This is a genomic window from Leptolyngbya sp. 'hensonii' (genome assembly GCF_001939115.1).
In the GTDB taxonomy this organism is placed as follows: domain Bacteria; phylum Cyanobacteriota; class Cyanobacteriia.
In genome coordinates, this window is record NZ_MQTZ01000032.1 from 1 (window position 1) to 15624 (window position 15624).

General features: G+C 49.2%; 16 protein-coding genes and 1 pseudogene. 7 read left to right on the forward strand and 10 right to left on the reverse strand.

What is annotated here, in order from left to right; genetic code table 11:
• Positions 1 to 488: 488 nt before the first annotated feature.
• The 4 genes from BST81_RS10915 to BST81_RS10930 all read right to left on the reverse strand — a co-directional run bounded on the left by BST81_RS10915 (position 489) and on the right by BST81_RS10930 (position 3872).
• On the reverse strand, positions 489 to 1205 hold the full coding sequence (locus tag BST81_RS10915; RefSeq protein WP_083636793.1) for a DUF2848 domain-containing protein: 717 nt from the start codon (positions 1203 to 1205) through the stop codon (positions 489 to 491).
• Positions 1202 to 2311 (reverse strand): pyridoxal phosphate-dependent aminotransferase, encoded by a 1110-nt coding sequence (locus BST81_RS10920; protein WP_216351300.1) that lies wholly within the window; start codon positions 2309 to 2311, stop codon positions 1202 to 1204. The genes BST81_RS10915 and BST81_RS10920 overlap by 4 nt, the downstream gene beginning before the upstream one ends.
• Before the next feature lie 190 nt (positions 2312 to 2501).
• Positions 2502 to 3356 (reverse strand): 2-phosphosulfolactate phosphatase, encoded by an 855-nt coding sequence (locus BST81_RS10925; protein WP_075598568.1) that lies wholly within the window; start codon positions 3354 to 3356, stop codon positions 2502 to 2504.
• 75 nt (positions 3357 to 3431) lie between these two features.
• Entirely contained in the window at positions 3432 to 3872 is a 441-nt protein-coding gene (locus BST81_RS10930; protein ID WP_075598569.1) for a heme-binding protein, read from the reverse strand.
• 423 nt (positions 3873 to 4295) lie between these two features.
• Here BST81_RS10930 and BST81_RS10935 point away from each other — a divergent pair, with 423 nt between their 5' ends.
• On the forward strand, positions 4296 to 4850 hold the full coding sequence (locus tag BST81_RS10935) for a hypothetical protein (RefSeq protein WP_216351301.1): 555 nt from the start codon (positions 4296 to 4298) through the stop codon (positions 4848 to 4850).
• Between the two features lie 148 nt (positions 4851 to 4998).
• Here the strand turns inward: BST81_RS10935 and BST81_RS10940 are convergent.
• Positions 4999 to 5394: pseudogene (locus BST81_RS10940) on the reverse strand (Tn3 family transposase); the annotation flags it as partial.
• Between the two features lie 246 nt (positions 5395 to 5640).
• On the opposite strand from BST81_RS10940, the gene BST81_RS10945 reads away from it, so the two are divergent.
• Positions 5641 to 5868 (forward strand): hypothetical protein, encoded by a 228-nt coding sequence (locus BST81_RS10945; RefSeq protein ID WP_075598570.1) that lies wholly within the window; start codon positions 5641 to 5643, stop codon positions 5866 to 5868.
• Positions 5869 to 6378: 510 nt separating this feature from the next.
• On the forward strand, positions 6379 to 8148 hold the full coding sequence (locus tag BST81_RS10950; RefSeq protein ID WP_075598571.1) for a hypothetical protein: 1770 nt from the start codon (positions 6379 to 6381) through the stop codon (positions 8146 to 8148).
• Positions 8149 to 8284: 136 nt separating this feature from the next.
• Here BST81_RS10950 and BST81_RS10955 read toward each other — a convergent pair whose 3' ends face one another.
• Complete coding sequence (locus BST81_RS10955; protein WP_075598572.1) at positions 8285 to 8992, reverse strand: hypothetical protein; 708 nt, start codon at positions 8990 to 8992, stop codon at positions 8285 to 8287.
• A gap of 313 nt (positions 8993 to 9305) precedes the next feature.
• Between BST81_RS10955 and BST81_RS10960 the strand changes: the two genes are divergently transcribed.
• Positions 9306 to 10028, forward strand: a complete 723-nt coding sequence (locus BST81_RS10960; protein ID WP_075598573.1) for a ParA family protein — start codon at positions 9306 to 9308, stop codon at positions 10026 to 10028.
• Positions 10021 to 10845, forward strand: a complete 825-nt coding sequence (locus BST81_RS10965) for a ParB/RepB/Spo0J family partition protein (RefSeq protein ID WP_075598574.1) — start codon at positions 10021 to 10023, stop codon at positions 10843 to 10845. The genes BST81_RS10960 and BST81_RS10965 overlap by 8 nt, the downstream gene beginning before the upstream one ends.
• Before the next feature lie 37 nt (positions 10846 to 10882).
• Here the strand turns inward: BST81_RS10965 and BST81_RS10970 are convergent, their stop codons facing one another.
• From BST81_RS10970 to BST81_RS10985, 4 genes are all read right to left on the reverse strand, one after another.
• Positions 10883 to 11947, reverse strand: coding sequence for a PDDEXK nuclease domain-containing protein (locus tag BST81_RS10970; protein WP_075598575.1), 1065 nt, complete (start codon positions 11945 to 11947; stop codon positions 10883 to 10885).
• Positions 11948 to 12044: 97 nt separating this feature from the next.
• Complete coding sequence (locus tag BST81_RS10975) at positions 12045 to 12683, reverse strand: hypothetical protein (protein ID WP_075598576.1); 639 nt, start codon at positions 12681 to 12683, stop codon at positions 12045 to 12047.
• On the reverse strand, positions 12673 to 12870 hold the full coding sequence (locus BST81_RS10980; RefSeq protein ID WP_075598577.1) for a DUF2811 domain-containing protein: 198 nt from the start codon (positions 12868 to 12870) through the stop codon (positions 12673 to 12675). Before BST81_RS10980 ends, BST81_RS10975 begins: the two co-directional genes overlap by 11 nt.
• Complete coding sequence (locus BST81_RS10985; protein ID WP_075598578.1) at positions 12870 to 13847, reverse strand: hypothetical protein; 978 nt, start codon at positions 13845 to 13847, stop codon at positions 12870 to 12872. The genes BST81_RS10980 and BST81_RS10985 overlap by 1 nt, the downstream gene beginning before the upstream one ends.
• A 338-nt stretch (positions 13848 to 14185) precedes the next feature.
• On the opposite strand from BST81_RS10985, the gene BST81_RS10990 reads away from it, so the two are divergent.
• On the forward strand, positions 14186 to 14818 hold the full coding sequence (locus BST81_RS10990; RefSeq protein ID WP_171974729.1) for a tetratricopeptide repeat protein: 633 nt from the start codon (positions 14186 to 14188) through the stop codon (positions 14816 to 14818).
• Positions 14815 to 15078 carry a hypothetical protein gene (locus BST81_RS27465; RefSeq protein WP_171974730.1) on the forward strand — a complete coding sequence of 88 codons (264 nt, stop codon included), beginning with the start codon at positions 14815 to 14817 and terminating at the stop codon, positions 15076 to 15078. The genes BST81_RS10990 and BST81_RS27465 overlap by 4 nt, the downstream gene beginning before the upstream one ends.
• Positions 15079 to 15624: the final 546 nt, after the last annotated feature.

Consider the following 15624-nt stretch of genomic DNA (forward strand, 5'->3'; position numbering starts at 1 on the left):
CTCATTTATGCCCATGTCAATCCCTATGGTGTCTTTCGACTCAACATGACCGAACGGTTACAAATCGAATCCCTTGCCAGCTAACGTCAGCCCTCCTCCGTTTGCAAGTGTTGTTAGCCAGGGTGATCTGTCCCTGGCAACCTGAAAACCTGCGCTTAAGCTCTATAAGACAAACTTATGGAAAAACTTCAAAAATAGGGGACTTTCGTCCTTGGTATTGGCTAATTGCATCTCATGACAGCTTCGCTTCAATAACCCCTAGATAGAGATAACTGGAGTTGATGAACTTCAGATAGAGATAATTGCACTTATCTCTATCTGACTATCCTAAGATTATTTTCGCGGCTCCCCGGAAATATAAGAGTCTCAGGCATAATAGGGATGGTTTGGGAAGCACGGGGTATGGGGCGAGCGCTTAATGAAAATTGCTGGGCGTGCAGTTTGTTGACAGCTGCTGAGGTCAAAACTTCTGAGGAGAAAATAGCAATTTACCAGTGAGATTCACATGAAATCGAATTGCCAGTTACATGGTATCGATGTTCTATGGAGCGGTTTAAAATAGGATCTAGAAGTTGAATTTCAAAACCAACGGAATTTACAATATGTTGCTTAGCTGGTAAGGTTCCGCAGAACAAAGCACTGCCTATGGATAAACTTTTCCCAGCATCGGCATAAGCTTCAATTAGATATTCTGGCTTCTGTAAACTTGCCACAGAGTCTTCTTGGTAAAGGTGTCGTTCTCCATCTTTAACTAGGAAAGAGCGAAGAAGCAGTTGATCCCAATGTCGAGTCAAATCACCGAAATACCAGAGTTTAGATGCCATTGGTTTAGCACATACTTGCTTTGAGTGTAGGATATCTTGACGTTCTAGTGCTCGATCTGTATGGTCTGACCCCACTCCTATCCACAACCCGTCAGGTAGAGTCAAAACGACAATTTCTACTTCGCCCGATGATTGACTTGCATCGACTTTAATAACATTCGTGATGGTAAGTAATTGGGCTGAAACAGAGTAGAAAGACGGGATAGAAGTAGGGCGAGGAATTCCTATTGCTTCTAGTTCAAGGATATGCTGCTCAATTGCTTGGGGGTTGCGACCTGTCCATCCAGCTAGTACTAATTGATCAATAGTTGCTTCTGACAGGAAAACTTGATCGTCTCGATAGCAGGTGAACTGAAGCGTAACGCTGCTGTTCCTGTTCATGCTGCCTCCTTGCAATACCTGTCGATTGCACTGGCAATTCGGGTAATTGCGATGTCTAGAATTTCTGGAGGGTAATTGAGGGCAAAACGCAAAAAGCCTTGCCCGAACTCTCCGCACTTTTCTCCGGGCATAGAAAGTACACCAAAGTTACTCAGTTGTTGGGCGGCATCGGTAGAAGATTGAAAGACTCTTGGAATACCTGCCCAGACAAAGTTGGTTGCCAGATCGGGAGATGAATCAGCCCTAAAGCCCAATTGAGTCAAGCCGGTATTGAGACATTGCCTCCGTGAAATAATCTCTTGGCGAAAGGATTCCAATCCTACACGCCCAGTGATGAGTGGAATCGCTGCTAATTGAGTTGCCACGCATATCCCGTTTTCTGTAGCACTCCAGTGTTCTCGAACTTCCTGCATCCAATGACCTTTGCCCAAAATGCAACCGAGGCGCCAGCCAGCCATCCGAAAGCTTTTGGAAAATGACCATACTTCGAGGGCTGTTTTATCGTAAGTGAGAAAACTTTCAGGCTTCTGATCGGCATAAATGTGTTTGTAGACGCGATCACTAATGACTCTCACATTATTTTTGTGACAGGCATTAGCGATCGCGTGATGATTGATACTAGTAAAGACATATCCTGTTGGGTTATGGGGATCGACATGGATGAAAACTACCAATTCTTGGAAGAAATGATTCAGATCAGCATCTGAACCTCGTATTGCATCTAAAGGGATTGGGCAAGGAATCATTCCAGCAGCTCTGACAATTTGAGGAATACCAAAAAAGCAGGGGTCAAAATACCCAACTTTGCCCTTTGGTTTCCCTAGCACATTTAAGCAAGCTACTAAACTACTCCAGGCTCCACTGGTGATGCAAATGTCGTGAGAAGGCTCAAGACAAACACTATTTTCGCGAGCATAATCTTCTAAGATGGCATGACACAAATCTGGGTGCCCTGTTTTAGGTGAGTAGCGATCTACTTTTGGATCTTTAAGTGCTTTGCACAATTCTTTGCGAAACTTTTCCGGCGCACGATCTTTGGGGTCGCCAATCGCAAGATCAATTGGTTTTCCATTAAGATGTTGAGGTGATTTAGTAAACCAGTTCATGCCAACTCCTTTGCTGTAAATTAAGAAAAAAGGTTGGTAGTCAGTGATTTCCAAGCAATCATTTCAACGGTTGCTTGGAAATGAACTGAAATCAGTGAACGAGCGTAGATAGGTTAATCGACATTTAGAATTTCTATGCCGATCTCCTTGCTGAAAGGGCCGTAGAAAGATTTCTGGGAAATTTAGATGCTTAACGGCTTATGAGAATGGGGGTGCCATCTATGTATTCGAGGTGAATTACTGCATGGGTCATTCTTTCCCAAAGACTAGAGGGTATTCCTGTTCCGTTGATACAGGCAGGAACGTCTTCACATCTGCCGATGTTGCAGAGTAGTTTGGCGACTTGTGAGTGGTAGAGATCTTGAATGAGCAAATCATCTTGTCCTTGGTATGGGGCAGATGTATGGCACATAATGCGTGCACCATCATCCAGGGCGTCTAGGCAAAGGTCTTGTCTTTCAAGCAGAGTTTGAATGATTCTGCCGCCACATACGGTGTCTTCGAGTGCAGGACTTTGGTAAAAGCCTGCTCCAACAATCCAGTAGCGGGTAAACCCTCTTGCTTTGATTGCATCAAGGGTTGATTCAATGTTGGCAAGGCTCACCAAAAAAACTGCTCCAACTTGCAAATCAGCGATCGCAGTTAGTGATTTGGCACCATTCGTTGAGTAGAACTTCAACCACTTACCCACCAATTGATCAGGTTGAATAGAAAGTGGACTATTGTTCAACATACCGCCAGGAATGGGCAAACCGTTTTCCTCACCACCAAAAATCCAGTTCTTATGGGGCAATAGGGGAGGAGTGAGTTCATACTCACCTCCGGTGGGCTTGATGACAAGATGAATTCCCTCACAACCTGCTGCAACTGCAACAGTCATAGTGGTGGTAGCCCGAAGAATGTCAATGCAGAGGATGGCGGTTTGATTGAGAAAATCCCGATCAAGATACTTTGCTTTATCTGTGAATTCTCGTGTTGTTGAAGAACCAAAGCATTGGAAGTCCTTGATAGCCATCGAAACATAAGAATTGGGCGAATCCTTCATGAGCGACTCTCCAAAAAATTGGTGTTTCTGAGGGTAGAAATACTCACGAAAGTGGTATCTCTACCCTATTAGGATTTACTCGATTGCGTCTGCTCCAATGGCGCGTAAAGCAGCTCGAGAAACTTCAATGTCCTGTTCTACGGTGCCTCCTGCTACACCAATGGCTCCCACAAATACACCGTTAAAGCGAATGGGAAATCCCCCGCCCACGTTGGTTAACAAATTGCCTGAAGCCATAGGTAGAGTAATTGCCAGGTCAGCGTTCATCCAACCTGTCGCTCGACGAGTGGAAGCAGCTGTTTGAGCTTTGCGGCGGCAGGTTTCAGCAGAGTGAGGTGTGGCACCATCTCCATGAATGTATGCCACTTCAATCATGAGTGCATTGAAAACCGAGATCGACATAGCCAAGCCTCGATTCTCTCCTTCTGTTAAGGCGGCACGGGCGGCTTCTACAGCTGTAGAAGCCGTAATCAAATCAACACTTCTGGAAGTGGTAGTGATGTGAGTTGTCACCATATTTGATTCCTCTTTGTGTGAATTGGGAACTAACAGAAGAACTCTGTTGTCATTGATTATGCACACTGAGTTGAGAGGTGAAAATACAGTGCAACTTAGTGATTTTGCGTTAGCTTACTTCGAATAGCTAGCTCAAATAGGCTAATCCAAATTAGCGAAATTCAATTGCATTGCACAGTTACCGATTCCCCTGGTTGACTGACAAAAGTTGATTGTGAGGGCTGAAGAGGCTTGCTATAGGGTGGCTTCGACGGTTGGAGGGTTCAAGGGGGAGTCAGCGTTCTAAGCTTAGATACCACTCAAAACCCTGAACGCTGTGAAAAAAACTCCCCTCTCTACGATGCCTTGAATGCTTGGTTGGGTCAATCGGTGCCGTGGAGGCATCGATCCCATCTGACGACTTGTCTATGGATGGTGGTAGCGTTGCTTCAGCGCGGGGAGGTGAGTCTGACGCGGTGGCTGCCCTATGTGCCGTGTCGAGGGGTGCAGGCGCAAAGTAAACAACGCCGATTGAGCCGCTGGCTGCACAACAGTCGTCTGAACGTCCATCGCCTGTATCAGCCCTTGATTCAGGCGGCGTTGGCGGATTGGGCGGAGGACTGTTTGTACCTGAGCCTGGATACCTCGCTGTTTTGGGACGAATATTGCTTAGTGCGGCTAGCGGTGGTGCATCGGGGTCGAGCCTTGCCCGTAGTGTGGCGAGTGCTGAAACACGGCAGTGCCTCGGTCGCCTTCGAGGCGTATCGGGAGATGCTCCATCAAGCCGTGAACCGATTGCCGCTGGGGGTAAAGGTGGTCGTCCTGGCCGACCGGGGCTTCGTCCATACCGACGCCATGACCGCTATTACGGCTGAACTTGGGTGGCATTACCGAATTCGGATTAAGCGCAATACCTGGATTTGGCGGGCGGGTCGCGGGTGGTGCCAATTGAAGGACATTCACCTGCAGCGAGGGGTTATTGAAGCGAAGCTGTCATGAGATGCAATTAGCCAATACCAAGGACGAAAGTCCCCTATTTTTGAAGTTTTTCCATAAGTTTGTCTTATAGAGCTTAAGCGCAGGTTTTCAGGTTGCCAGGGACAGATCACCCTGGCTAACAACACTTGCAAACGGAGGAGGGCTGACGTTAGCTGGCAAGGGATTCGATTTGTAACCGTTCGGTCATGTTGAGTCGAAAGACACCATAGGGATTGACATGGGCATAAATGAGCGGCGTTAAAGCTCTGAGTTCATTGGCTCCCATTTGCTGTATCCAATCCGGTTCAGACAAAACTTGCTGAATAAGCAAGGTATTGATGTAAACCAAACTGACCTGGAGCAGGTGTAAACAAAGCATGGAGATTTCCTTCAACACCACAGGGGCGCAAGTAAAATCACCGCTCTTGCCATAGAAGATGAAGTCATTGGCGCTATTCCAGTTTTCAACRACATTCAAGCCCTCTTGGATCTCCTGACGAATGCGTTCGTCATGCAAGTAACGACATAGAAAGATCGTTTTGATGGCTCTGCCCAGTTCAGCCAAAAAAACGTATGTGGAAAACCAACTTTCACCCGATAGCTAGTTTGGCGATTTTGGGGGTATCGAACCCCACTCAATCGCCGCTCCTATCCCCATCACCGCCAATCGGAGTACCGATGTGGCGGGAGTACCCCGGAGTTTTAGATGGGTCATCAGCAGAATTAACGGAACTTTACAAAAGAGAGGAGATCAAGGTTTTTATTGCGTGGTACCATGCAACAGTAGTTTGTGTGTAGAAACTAGTAAGCCATGAAAGGTCGTAAGCGCACAAAAGGACAGCCTGCGATTCACGATGAATTCAAAGAGCGGTTTAATTTAACCCTCACGCGAACTGGAGTGCAAGGCTTGGATACTTTAGCCGAGTCTTTGGGGTTATCCCGCTCCGAGTTTGTGGAACAAATTGGTCGTGGACTGATACCCATTGTGTCTGATCTGAATCGGGCACAAGCTCTTGATGTACCGAGCGGGAGAGGCTGATTTGGCGGATCACCGATGAGTGCCTGATCACTGCTGTACTCACACAGGCTGACTTCTGCTTGACAGGGATGAGTGCTTAGACTCCTTCCGGCAGAAGAAAAATATATTTTAGGGAGGTTCACCCAAAACGTTAGAACCCCCAACTGTTGGAAGCAGTCAGGGGTTGTACGAAGTAGCCATATATAAGTCACCGATTTGATGGTACACAAGCGGCGAGACAGACTAGGAAACTTTCTTCCGCTATGTGTTGCTCGGTATGTAGCCCGGATATGCCTGGTAAGCAGATCCAATAGCTGCATGACGGCACTTTGCCATGCAAGTAAATCTTAGCATCCTGGGATCGAGTTGAAAATCCCAGAAATGTTTTTTATGGATTTTTCCCTTGCATTACAACAATCTCGGTGACTTTGTTAACTCGCTACAAGCAATAGTCATTCGTGAGGAATCCTTCATGGCAAACTTTCTGCGCTTTTTTCCCCCATGCGATTGCGATCGGCTGGGAGGTGAATCATGATCACCGCACCTGCTCATCGTCCTGTCCCTCAACGCTTTGAGTTTGTTCATGAGTGGGACGATCAATTTCTGCAACTTTTTCCCCATCGAGACGATTATCTCTGGGCAGAGCATCCAGACCCAGGCAAACGCCCTGAGTGGAAGACAGAAAGTCGATACCCCCTGAGCGATCGCACCCTCAAACAGGGGGCATACCTGTTCGGGGTTCGGTTTGGGGCAGTGACCACATACCTCATGCTCGACATCGACATCCGCAGCTATTACCACCCTCAAAAAGATCCCTTCGCGATTTGGCACATGATTGAGGCGTTGGAGCCATTGGGGTTAGTTCAATATGTAGCCGTCACAAGTTCTAGCAGTGGAGGACTGCACCTGTATTTCCCATTTGAGGAAGCCCAGGCATCATGGGCAATCTCCCTGGCCGCCAAAACCCTACTGGAAAATAAAGGCTTCAAGCTTCTGGGTGGACAACTTGAGATTTTTCCCAATCCTAAGCCTTACTCTGACGTTCAAACTAACTATCAGGGACACCGGCTACCCCTTCAGAACGGATCGTATCTGCTGAATGATTCCTGGGAGACCATCCTCACAAATCAGACTGGTTTTGTTCAGCAATGGCACTTTGCAGAGCGGAGAAATGATGTCTCCCGTGACCAGGTAGAACGGGTCATACAGACAGCACGACAAAAAAACTACAGCAGAAAGTTAAAAGCCTCTGGACAGAAATACTACAGCGACCTGTGCAGGGACATCAAAGATGGATTTACAGGTTCAGGGCAGACTCAGCACCTATTTGCCAAGGTCGCTAATCAGGAACGGGTGTTTTATCATGCCCTGCATGGTGGTAGCCCCTTAGAGGGTGAAGCCTTAGCCCATAGAATTGCAGAGGTTGTTCGCTCTCTGCCCGGATTTGGGGAATACTGCGGCCACCAGCACGAGATTGATCAATTGGCTAAAGCCTGGGCAAGGGCAGCCGAGCACCGCTACTATCCCTATGGTTCTAACAAGCCACTAGTGCCACACCCAACCGAGAGCCCTTCAGAACCGAAAGGACCAACTTGGAACGAACAGCAGGCTCAGGAGGCAAGGGAACGGATTAAGCAAGCGATCGCCAATCTACTCGACAAAAATGCCTTACCAGCCCAGGCTACAGCCCGGAGAAAAGCACTCCGAACCTATGGTGTGGGTAATACAACCCTTGATAAAAATCGAGATTTGTGGCACCCAGAAGCCTTCAATCCCTTACCAGAAAAGCAATACCACCCTATCGAGTCAAATTTAGAAGATTCAGCCCCCCCTAAATCCTTACTGGAAGAGCAATACCATCCTATTAAACCCAATAAGCTTTTACCCCTGCCTGCTCCTGCGATATTTTCGCAGGGAGCAGCGGGTAATTCTGTTTTGGCTGTTGGGGGGTCTGGGGGGTTTTCCACAGGTGATCCTTCGCCATCAGAGGTCCAAGCCGTTGAGGCTCCTGAACTTGACCCTCCTGAGCCAGGACCTGGATTGATTCGAGAGATCTTAGGCAAGATTGCGATCAGGAGCCAGCAGGTTAGGCGATTTCCCCGATCGATTCTCCCCCCACCGGATGAAAATTACTTTCGTCAGTTGCGACAGCAGTCTGTAGACAATCACCCTGGTCCAGTCCAGGAAGAATTCGTTCAGCAGGTTCTTGATCTGTCAGGAACTAATCCTTACGCTTCCACGACAAACTGCACTGCCAGCGGGCGAGATGGACCAGTTTTAGAACATATCCCAGAGGGTTGAGATGGCGTGTTATCCAATTCTTTCTGGCTTCCAGGTTCAGTCGAGCGGACTGTTCAGAGTACGCCCCCATTGCCCATTGCTTCTGAAATGGTCGTTGATTTTGCAGATGCAGTTGCTGCCTATGGGCTCCTCAACGTTAGAGTCGCTGAAGCTCCAGCAAAACGGCTGTGCAATCGGAAACAGTCATTTCTGAGCTGGCCCGATCGGTATGCTCCCGGATAAATGCTTCTATCTTCCGCGCATCCCATCCCAGACGGTTTGTATAGCGCTCGATCGCTCCCGCCATGAGATGAACAGGAATGGGATACTTTTGGACTGCTTCCCTGAGTAATTCTGGTTCTTCCAGCCAGGTAGTTAAGTCTGGGCGAATATACCAGTCGGCCTGCTTGGAGTCAAAATCTGGTGGTGGAGCAGTGAAATAAATTGCACTCAACTCATCTTCGACCTGGAGCCAGCCCACTTCTTTAGCAAGGAATAGCCATTCTTCCTCATCGGCATCTAAGAATCGGGCCTTCCTCTGGTCTGATTCCCCTAATGGGTTATATACACCTGTCAGCCATGCCAAAGCATGTTGCTCAGAGTTTTCCTGCTGATCCTGGTTCAAAAAGGTCTCAATCTCCGCTTCAATTTTTGGGTTATGTGCTTGGGAGTTATGTTGAGTTTTTTGAACGCTCTGGGATGCGGGCTTCTGGGAGTTGTGCTGTTTCGATCGTGTGATTCCAAAACCCTGCGCCATCTTAAACCTCGGGGGTGCTCCCACCACAATGCGATAGCACTGGGTGGAGAGAGGAGACAGGAGCGCTGCTCCAGGGCAGTTCAATGCTACCAAAACCAGCAGATTCATAGCTGGAGCAGTGGTAGAATTTTTGTACTGATAGAGTGGACCTGATGCCCACTGCCATATTCTGAACCTTTAAAGGATTGAGCATTCTGGTTATACCTGGATGTTCAAAACGCAGTAAAAATGCATCATGTTGACTTGTAGAGGCTGAGGGGTTGTCCAACCTCTGAAGTAGAAAGCTCTACTCGTTAGAGTAGAAGCTCTAACTCCATCATTTGTGGTTAGTGGTGGGAGTTATCATGAGGCAAAATCACTCCCTCTATATTCTGAGTATAGGAGCAAGACCTTAAATTACGAGCGGGATACGATTTTTGCCATGAATCAAACTCGAATTGCTGTAGCTGCAAGAAAAGGAGGCGTGGGCAAGACGACGATTGCCTGTGGTCTAGCTTCTGTCCTGGCAAGTAGGGGACAGAAGGTTTTGGTCATCGATCTAGATCCTCAGTCCAACGCTGCCTACGTATTGGGCACCAACCCAACGGCACCCGGAACTGCTGACTTTCTCGCCGGGGAGTCTCCGGAACCTTTAAAAGCAGCAGACGGGCTATATGTTCTACCAGGAGGTCCTGACCTGGCTGGGCATACCATCCAATCCCTTGATCCTGAGGATTTAGCGGATGCTGTGAAACCGCTCAATTATGATGTCTTGATCTTTGACTGTCCCCCAGGTGTTGAATACCTGGAGCGGTTGGGATTGGTTGCGGCAGATGTGGCGCTCGTCTGTACAGATGCTCATCCCCTGGCAGTCATCGGTGCGGGCCGGGTACTCAATGAGTTAAAACTCCGCCAGCAGAAGGGACGACGGGGTGCAAAACGGTGGGCACTTGCCCTCAGCCGGATTGACCTGCGACGCTCGATGGATCAGACCCTTGACCAGCAGTTGGCGACAGCCTACCCATCTATCAAACGGTTAATCGTACATCAAGACTCTGCCTTGGCATGGGCAGGAGCAGAGCGATCTCCGCTCATGCAGTACGATTCAAATTGTAAAGGGGCGAAAGATTTGCAGGCGATCGCGGACTGGATAATAGATGGTTAGAAAACGGGGCAATAGTGCAGCCTTATTTGCCGAAGCAACTTCTACGGCAGAGGCGATTCATGAGCAGGACCAGGCAGTAGCCGCCAGGGTTGAGCAGGAACGGGCACAAAAAACAAAGATCCCCTTTGATCAGATTAAGCTCAGAAAGCATGATACCCGCCCACTGCGTCCTGAGCATGTTGCTGACCTGGCAGAGTCGATCGCGGTATTGGGGCTGATTGAGCCGCTGGTCGTTGATTCCAAAGGAGTTTTACTCGCTGGCGCACATCGGCACGCTGCAATCCAGCTTCTTGAAGAGACGAACCCAGAAATTTACAAACAGCTATTTCCAGATAACCTGATCCAGGTTCACATGCTGACGTTTGACGCAGAGCAAGAACCTGAGTGGGCACTTCAGATCGAGCTGGCCGAAAACGAAAAACGAGTCAACTATACCCGTGACCAGATTGAACGCCTTGCCGATCGCTTACGCTCCCTAAATTATCGAGATTTCCGGGGGCGTCCGAAGGAAGGGGAGAAGGCATTGGGGCCAGCGCTGGCAGTGGCGATTGGAGTCTCCACCCGTTACGTTCGTAAGGTCTTGAGCGACCAGAAACGAGAGCTGACGGAAGAGACTGGAAAAAATAGGAACTCAGATCCTATTTTCCAAAAGTTGAAGCTGCTGAAGAAGATTGAGGCTGCTTTGGCAGAGCTGGCAGAGCTGCCAGAATCCATTCAGCCAGGTCGTTCAGAAAAGGCACTTTTGAAGACACAGGCTAATTTCCTGGCAAGTGTTACAGGAGCGATCGAGGAAATAAAAGCGACCCTCAAACCCTGAGTCAGTAAACGCCCATATTTCAACAGTGCCCTATGGGTCAAGAGCCATCCCTATCCCCCTCCAGTTCAGTTGCTGCGGCATCTACTTCCAGTTCCAATTGCTCCACCGTGGGCATAATTCCCTGGAGCTGATCTGGAATCGTGGAACCGATTTTGTGAGTCGAAACCCCGATCGGCTGGGTCATGCCCTGGAGAGCTAGCTCAGCGACCGTCTTCTTCTTCGACTTGCAAAGGATGATGCCGATCGTGGGCTGGTCATCTGGATGACGGAGCAACAGGTTTACTGCCGAAACATAGAAGTTCATTTTCCCGGAGTATTCTGGCTTGAATTCAGTCATCTTCAAGTCAATGACCACATAGCAACGCAACCGCAGATGGTAGAACAGCAAATCAATGAAATACTCTTCACCATCGACTTCCAGACGATACTGGCTGCCCACAAATGAAAAACCTGTTCCCAGTTCCAGCAGGAAATCCCGGATGCGGGATACCAGGGCACGTTCCAGATCGCGCTCCTGAGCTTCCTTCTCCAGAGTTAAAAAGTCGAAATTATAGGGGTCTTTCAATAACTGCTGGGCCAAATCTGATTGGGGCTTCGGCAAAGTGCTTTCAAAATTGGTGATAGCCCCACCCTGGCGATGATACAGTCCCGTTTCGATCTGCATCTCCAGGACAGCTCGACTCCAGCCATTGGAGATCGTCTCGTGAACGTACCAAATTCGCTGCTCCAGGTCTTTCACCCGGTCCAACAATACACAGTGATGACGCCATGGAATTTGTCCACCAACCTGGTGGACAAATTGGTTATCGGGATAAGCTTCGGCGAAAGCCCGCATATAGAGCAGGTTTGTACGGGAAAATCCCTTCATGTCTGGAAATTCCTGCTTCAGGTCTTTGGCCAAACGCTCAACGACCTTAGCCCCCCACCCCTCCTGCTGTTGACGAATGAGAATGTCTCTGCCAATCTGCCAATACAGTCGGATCAACTCCTGATTAACAGCAAGTGCTGCTTTAATTTGGGCACCTCGAATACGGGTTTTGAGATCGCTGAGGAAAGTGGAGTAGCTCTCGTCAGAAGGAAACAGGGAAGGGGTTTTCGTCATGGGAGTAGACTGATCGTGATGCCAATATACCCTCTTTGATCGAAGGCTAATTGCGAATTTCTGAATGATAGATATCACCACCATTCAGAAATTTTGGTCAGTCCGTAGTCAAGGTCTGGATCTGCCGCTCGATCGCTCTCAACTGATCGCGCCTCCCCTTGGCAGCGATCGCCGCCTGATGCTCCGGTGAACCCACTGCCCCAATGTACTGGCTCTTCACGAAAGCGGCTGAATCTCCCTTGCTCCGCTTGGAGGTGAACATAGGCTTCGCGCTCCGCCACCAGGCTTGCCGGAAGTTGCGGTTTTTGACCTTCCCTGTTTCGATCCAACAGCAGSCAGGSGCGATCGGCCCCTCCGCCCTGATTTGATCCCGTTCTCGCTCTAACTGGGCTAGGGCATCATGCAGGGCCTCCGCCTCCTGTTTCCTATCTGGTTGGTCCACTCTTATAGCAGCCGGTTGCAGCCGGGTTCCCGCTAGAGCRATCGGGGTYAGATTCTGTGTCGAGTACCCTGCCACCGATTCCYCTAGAACGTCTGTGACATAAGCCTGGATACCTGCTCGGATATGGGGCTGCTCAATCCCGGAGCCATAATCGGCAAAGATGATGGGTTCATCCCCGGCCCGATCGGTTCGGGTAATGGTAGCTGTTCCACTATGGGTAGTGATAGTGTCACCAGCTCGGAACTGTAGCTCTAACTGGGTTCCCTGATAAGGAGATTGGAGTTTATRYTTCATCGCTAGCGCTCCMCTGGGACGGCAAGAAGCTGGGCTGGGCTTCCTGCTGACTGACTTGAATCAGCAGAGACGCGATCGCCGTCGTCATAAACTGGTTCACATCCAGGGCCTGGTTTACAGCCAGGTAGTCCTGCAGGGCCTGGTGCAAGGACTCTGGAATTTCTGAAAAGATGCTGATGGTTGTCATTATCCTGCYGCYGCGAATTGCTCTACTGCCACCACTTCACTGCCTACGATCGCCAGTTCCCATTCGGGATGGGCTGCGATGTCTTGTTGAATCTTGCTGCGTAGGTGTGGGATGAGCCACTTGGCCCGCAACCGAGATAATCGRAYTTCTGGGAGGTCAACGATCGAGGGCTGGGGTTGAAATGTTGCAAAATTGGGTTCTATTGTGGGGGGTGGAAGGTGACTCCTGCCCTGGCTYTCTTGATGTTGTCGGTAACGTTCTTCCCAATATGGGCGATCCTGCTGCAGGCATTTGAGTGCATAGGCCCGCTTGTTTTTGGCATCTGGATTGTGTTTGCTAATGAATTCAATCAAAAGCTTCTCCTCTCTCTCGCTCGGCTGGGATGGAGAGAGAGAAAGATCTTGATCAATCTTAGAGAGATTTAAAGAGATCTTAGGCGGTCCAGAACTGTTTTCTGGAGAGAGTTCCAGAGCTTGATTTTCTCGTGCATGAGACTTTTGTTTCAYGGGTGAGACTCCTGTCCCATTTTTGGGACTCTTTTCCCGTGGATGAGACTCTTGTTTCATGGGTGAGATTTCTGTCTCATTTTTGAGACTCTTKTCTCGTGGATGAGACTTTTGCTTCACTGATGAGACAGCAGGTTCATCCACGGGACTATTCTCCGAGAGGAACCTTTTTGCCCCTCGCAAGTTGCGGAACTGAAAATTCAAGGCTTGGGTATCGAACAAATTGTGGTCCTGAAACTTTGCGATCGCCCGGTAGAARGTAGACTTGGAGAGGTCACAGCTTTCCAGGATTTGCGGCAGACTGGGCAAGTCTTGATAGCGAGTGCCAAAGGGGTCGAGGGTGACGAGATAGCTCCACAGTCGCCATTCTGCGGCAGAAAGATTGTAGCTTCGGAKCTGGGCGGCTAACTCAGGGGTCAGGGGATAGAATTGCGCCCCTTGAGTTGAGGGACTATGGGATGAATCTGTCATTTGGAAATCAGCAATCGAAATATGTTTTTGTCCTCGCCTGATGTCAGCAGGTGAGGGTTTTTGTAGCTGAGTGAAGAGTAATTTACTCGGGCAAGCCGTTKGTCACGGGGATTGGCATGGCAATGCTCGTGGATTTGGGCAGACATAAAATAACGGAGGATATCGGGCTGACATCGTTGCTGGTAGATGGTTTCAAGGAAAAATTCAACACATTACTATTGATGCCCTAGAACTGTGACTTCTCCCATAGGCCAGATCGCGGAACGCGAGATCTGATCTGGCTGATGAAAGCAAGCAGGTTCTCGATCAACAATGGCCTTGTTCTGTTGGTAATCCTGATGCGACCACTCAAAGCCCTATTCATTGCAGCTGGACTCTCTACTACCGTTCTGGCTGGCCCCATCCTGGCAGCAGCTCCCATTCATGAACTAAACAGTTCGGTGCTGCATGCCCGCATTGATCCCGTCTCCCTTTATCAACAGGGCACAAAACTGAGTGAACAGGGTCGATATCGAGAGGCAGAGACTTTTTACACCCAGGCAATTCAGGCTTTCCAGTCCAAACCCGATTCGGCCTTCTGGCTGCGGGTCAGCTACGATGGTCGAGCCACTGCCAGGTACAAGCAGGGGAACCTTAAGGGAGCCGCTGAAGACTATACGCAAGCGATCGAGGTGGCTGAATCAGATGGCTTTCGGTCTTTCCAGTACGYTATCAGGGCCACATTCAAGTTGAAAATGGGAGATCTCGAAGGCGCGATCTCTGATCACACAGAAGCGATTCGGCTAAAACCTGGGTGGAGCCTGGGCTACCAATATCGGGGGATGATCTACAGRCAGATGGGACGATACGCCGAGGCCCTGGCTGACTTCCGCATCGTGGAGCAACTCTACCTGAACAAAGGTAAGACTGATCTGGCTGATGCAGTCCGCCAGTTATACATCCAGCCCCTGGAAGCAAGGGGTGTCCGATGAGTAGCGCTTTGTCGAGTACGKACTCTATTCGTGTGATCAGGAGAGAATTGGCCGATCGTAGCCTTCGCCAGCAGGTTGAAGCTGTCCTATGTCATCTATCGTTCAGGGAGCAGGAATGCCTGAAGGTTTGTTATGGCTTGGTGGGTAGGACTGCAGCTACATCCCGTGCTGAGGCAGCGGAACTGTTGGGTGTCTCACCCTCCTATGTGGACAGGGTTCACCGACGAGCGATCGCTAAGGTTGTGGGTCATCTTCAGTGAAAAACCCGGCGTTGCTGAATAGAAGTATGATTTTCGTGCTTGAGCCTTATGCAGCCCTCTCCCTAGCCCTCTCCCAAAGGAGAGGGAACAAGAGTTTTAGCTCCCTTCTTCTGCGGGAGAAGGGTTGGGGATGAGGGTAATTCATATTTGCATTCAGCAAAGCCAAAAACCCCTGCACTAAGAACGGTTGTGAATCCTCAACATACGATTTTTTCCGAATTCTGAAGTGACCCCAAGTGTTCTTAATATCTGCAGATGCTAGTCTTGCTTCGGCTTGGATGGCCGCTGTCATGCTTGCTTTACACTGAACCTATTTTTAATCTGCCTACGACGAGCATTTTTCAGTCTCCAAAACCTCTGCAACAGTGAATTCAAGCATCGGAAATATTGAGGTTATGCTAGCCCCTCAAATTGCTTGCTGGAAAACTTGAACGGCTCCGGCAAAATCAGTCTCAGCCATTAAGATGCAGCGCTGGAGTAAGTTGAGATCAAGCTGAGTTAGACCTGGTAGTTCGCTCCCTGCAATCAGCTCATAGCCACCCTTGC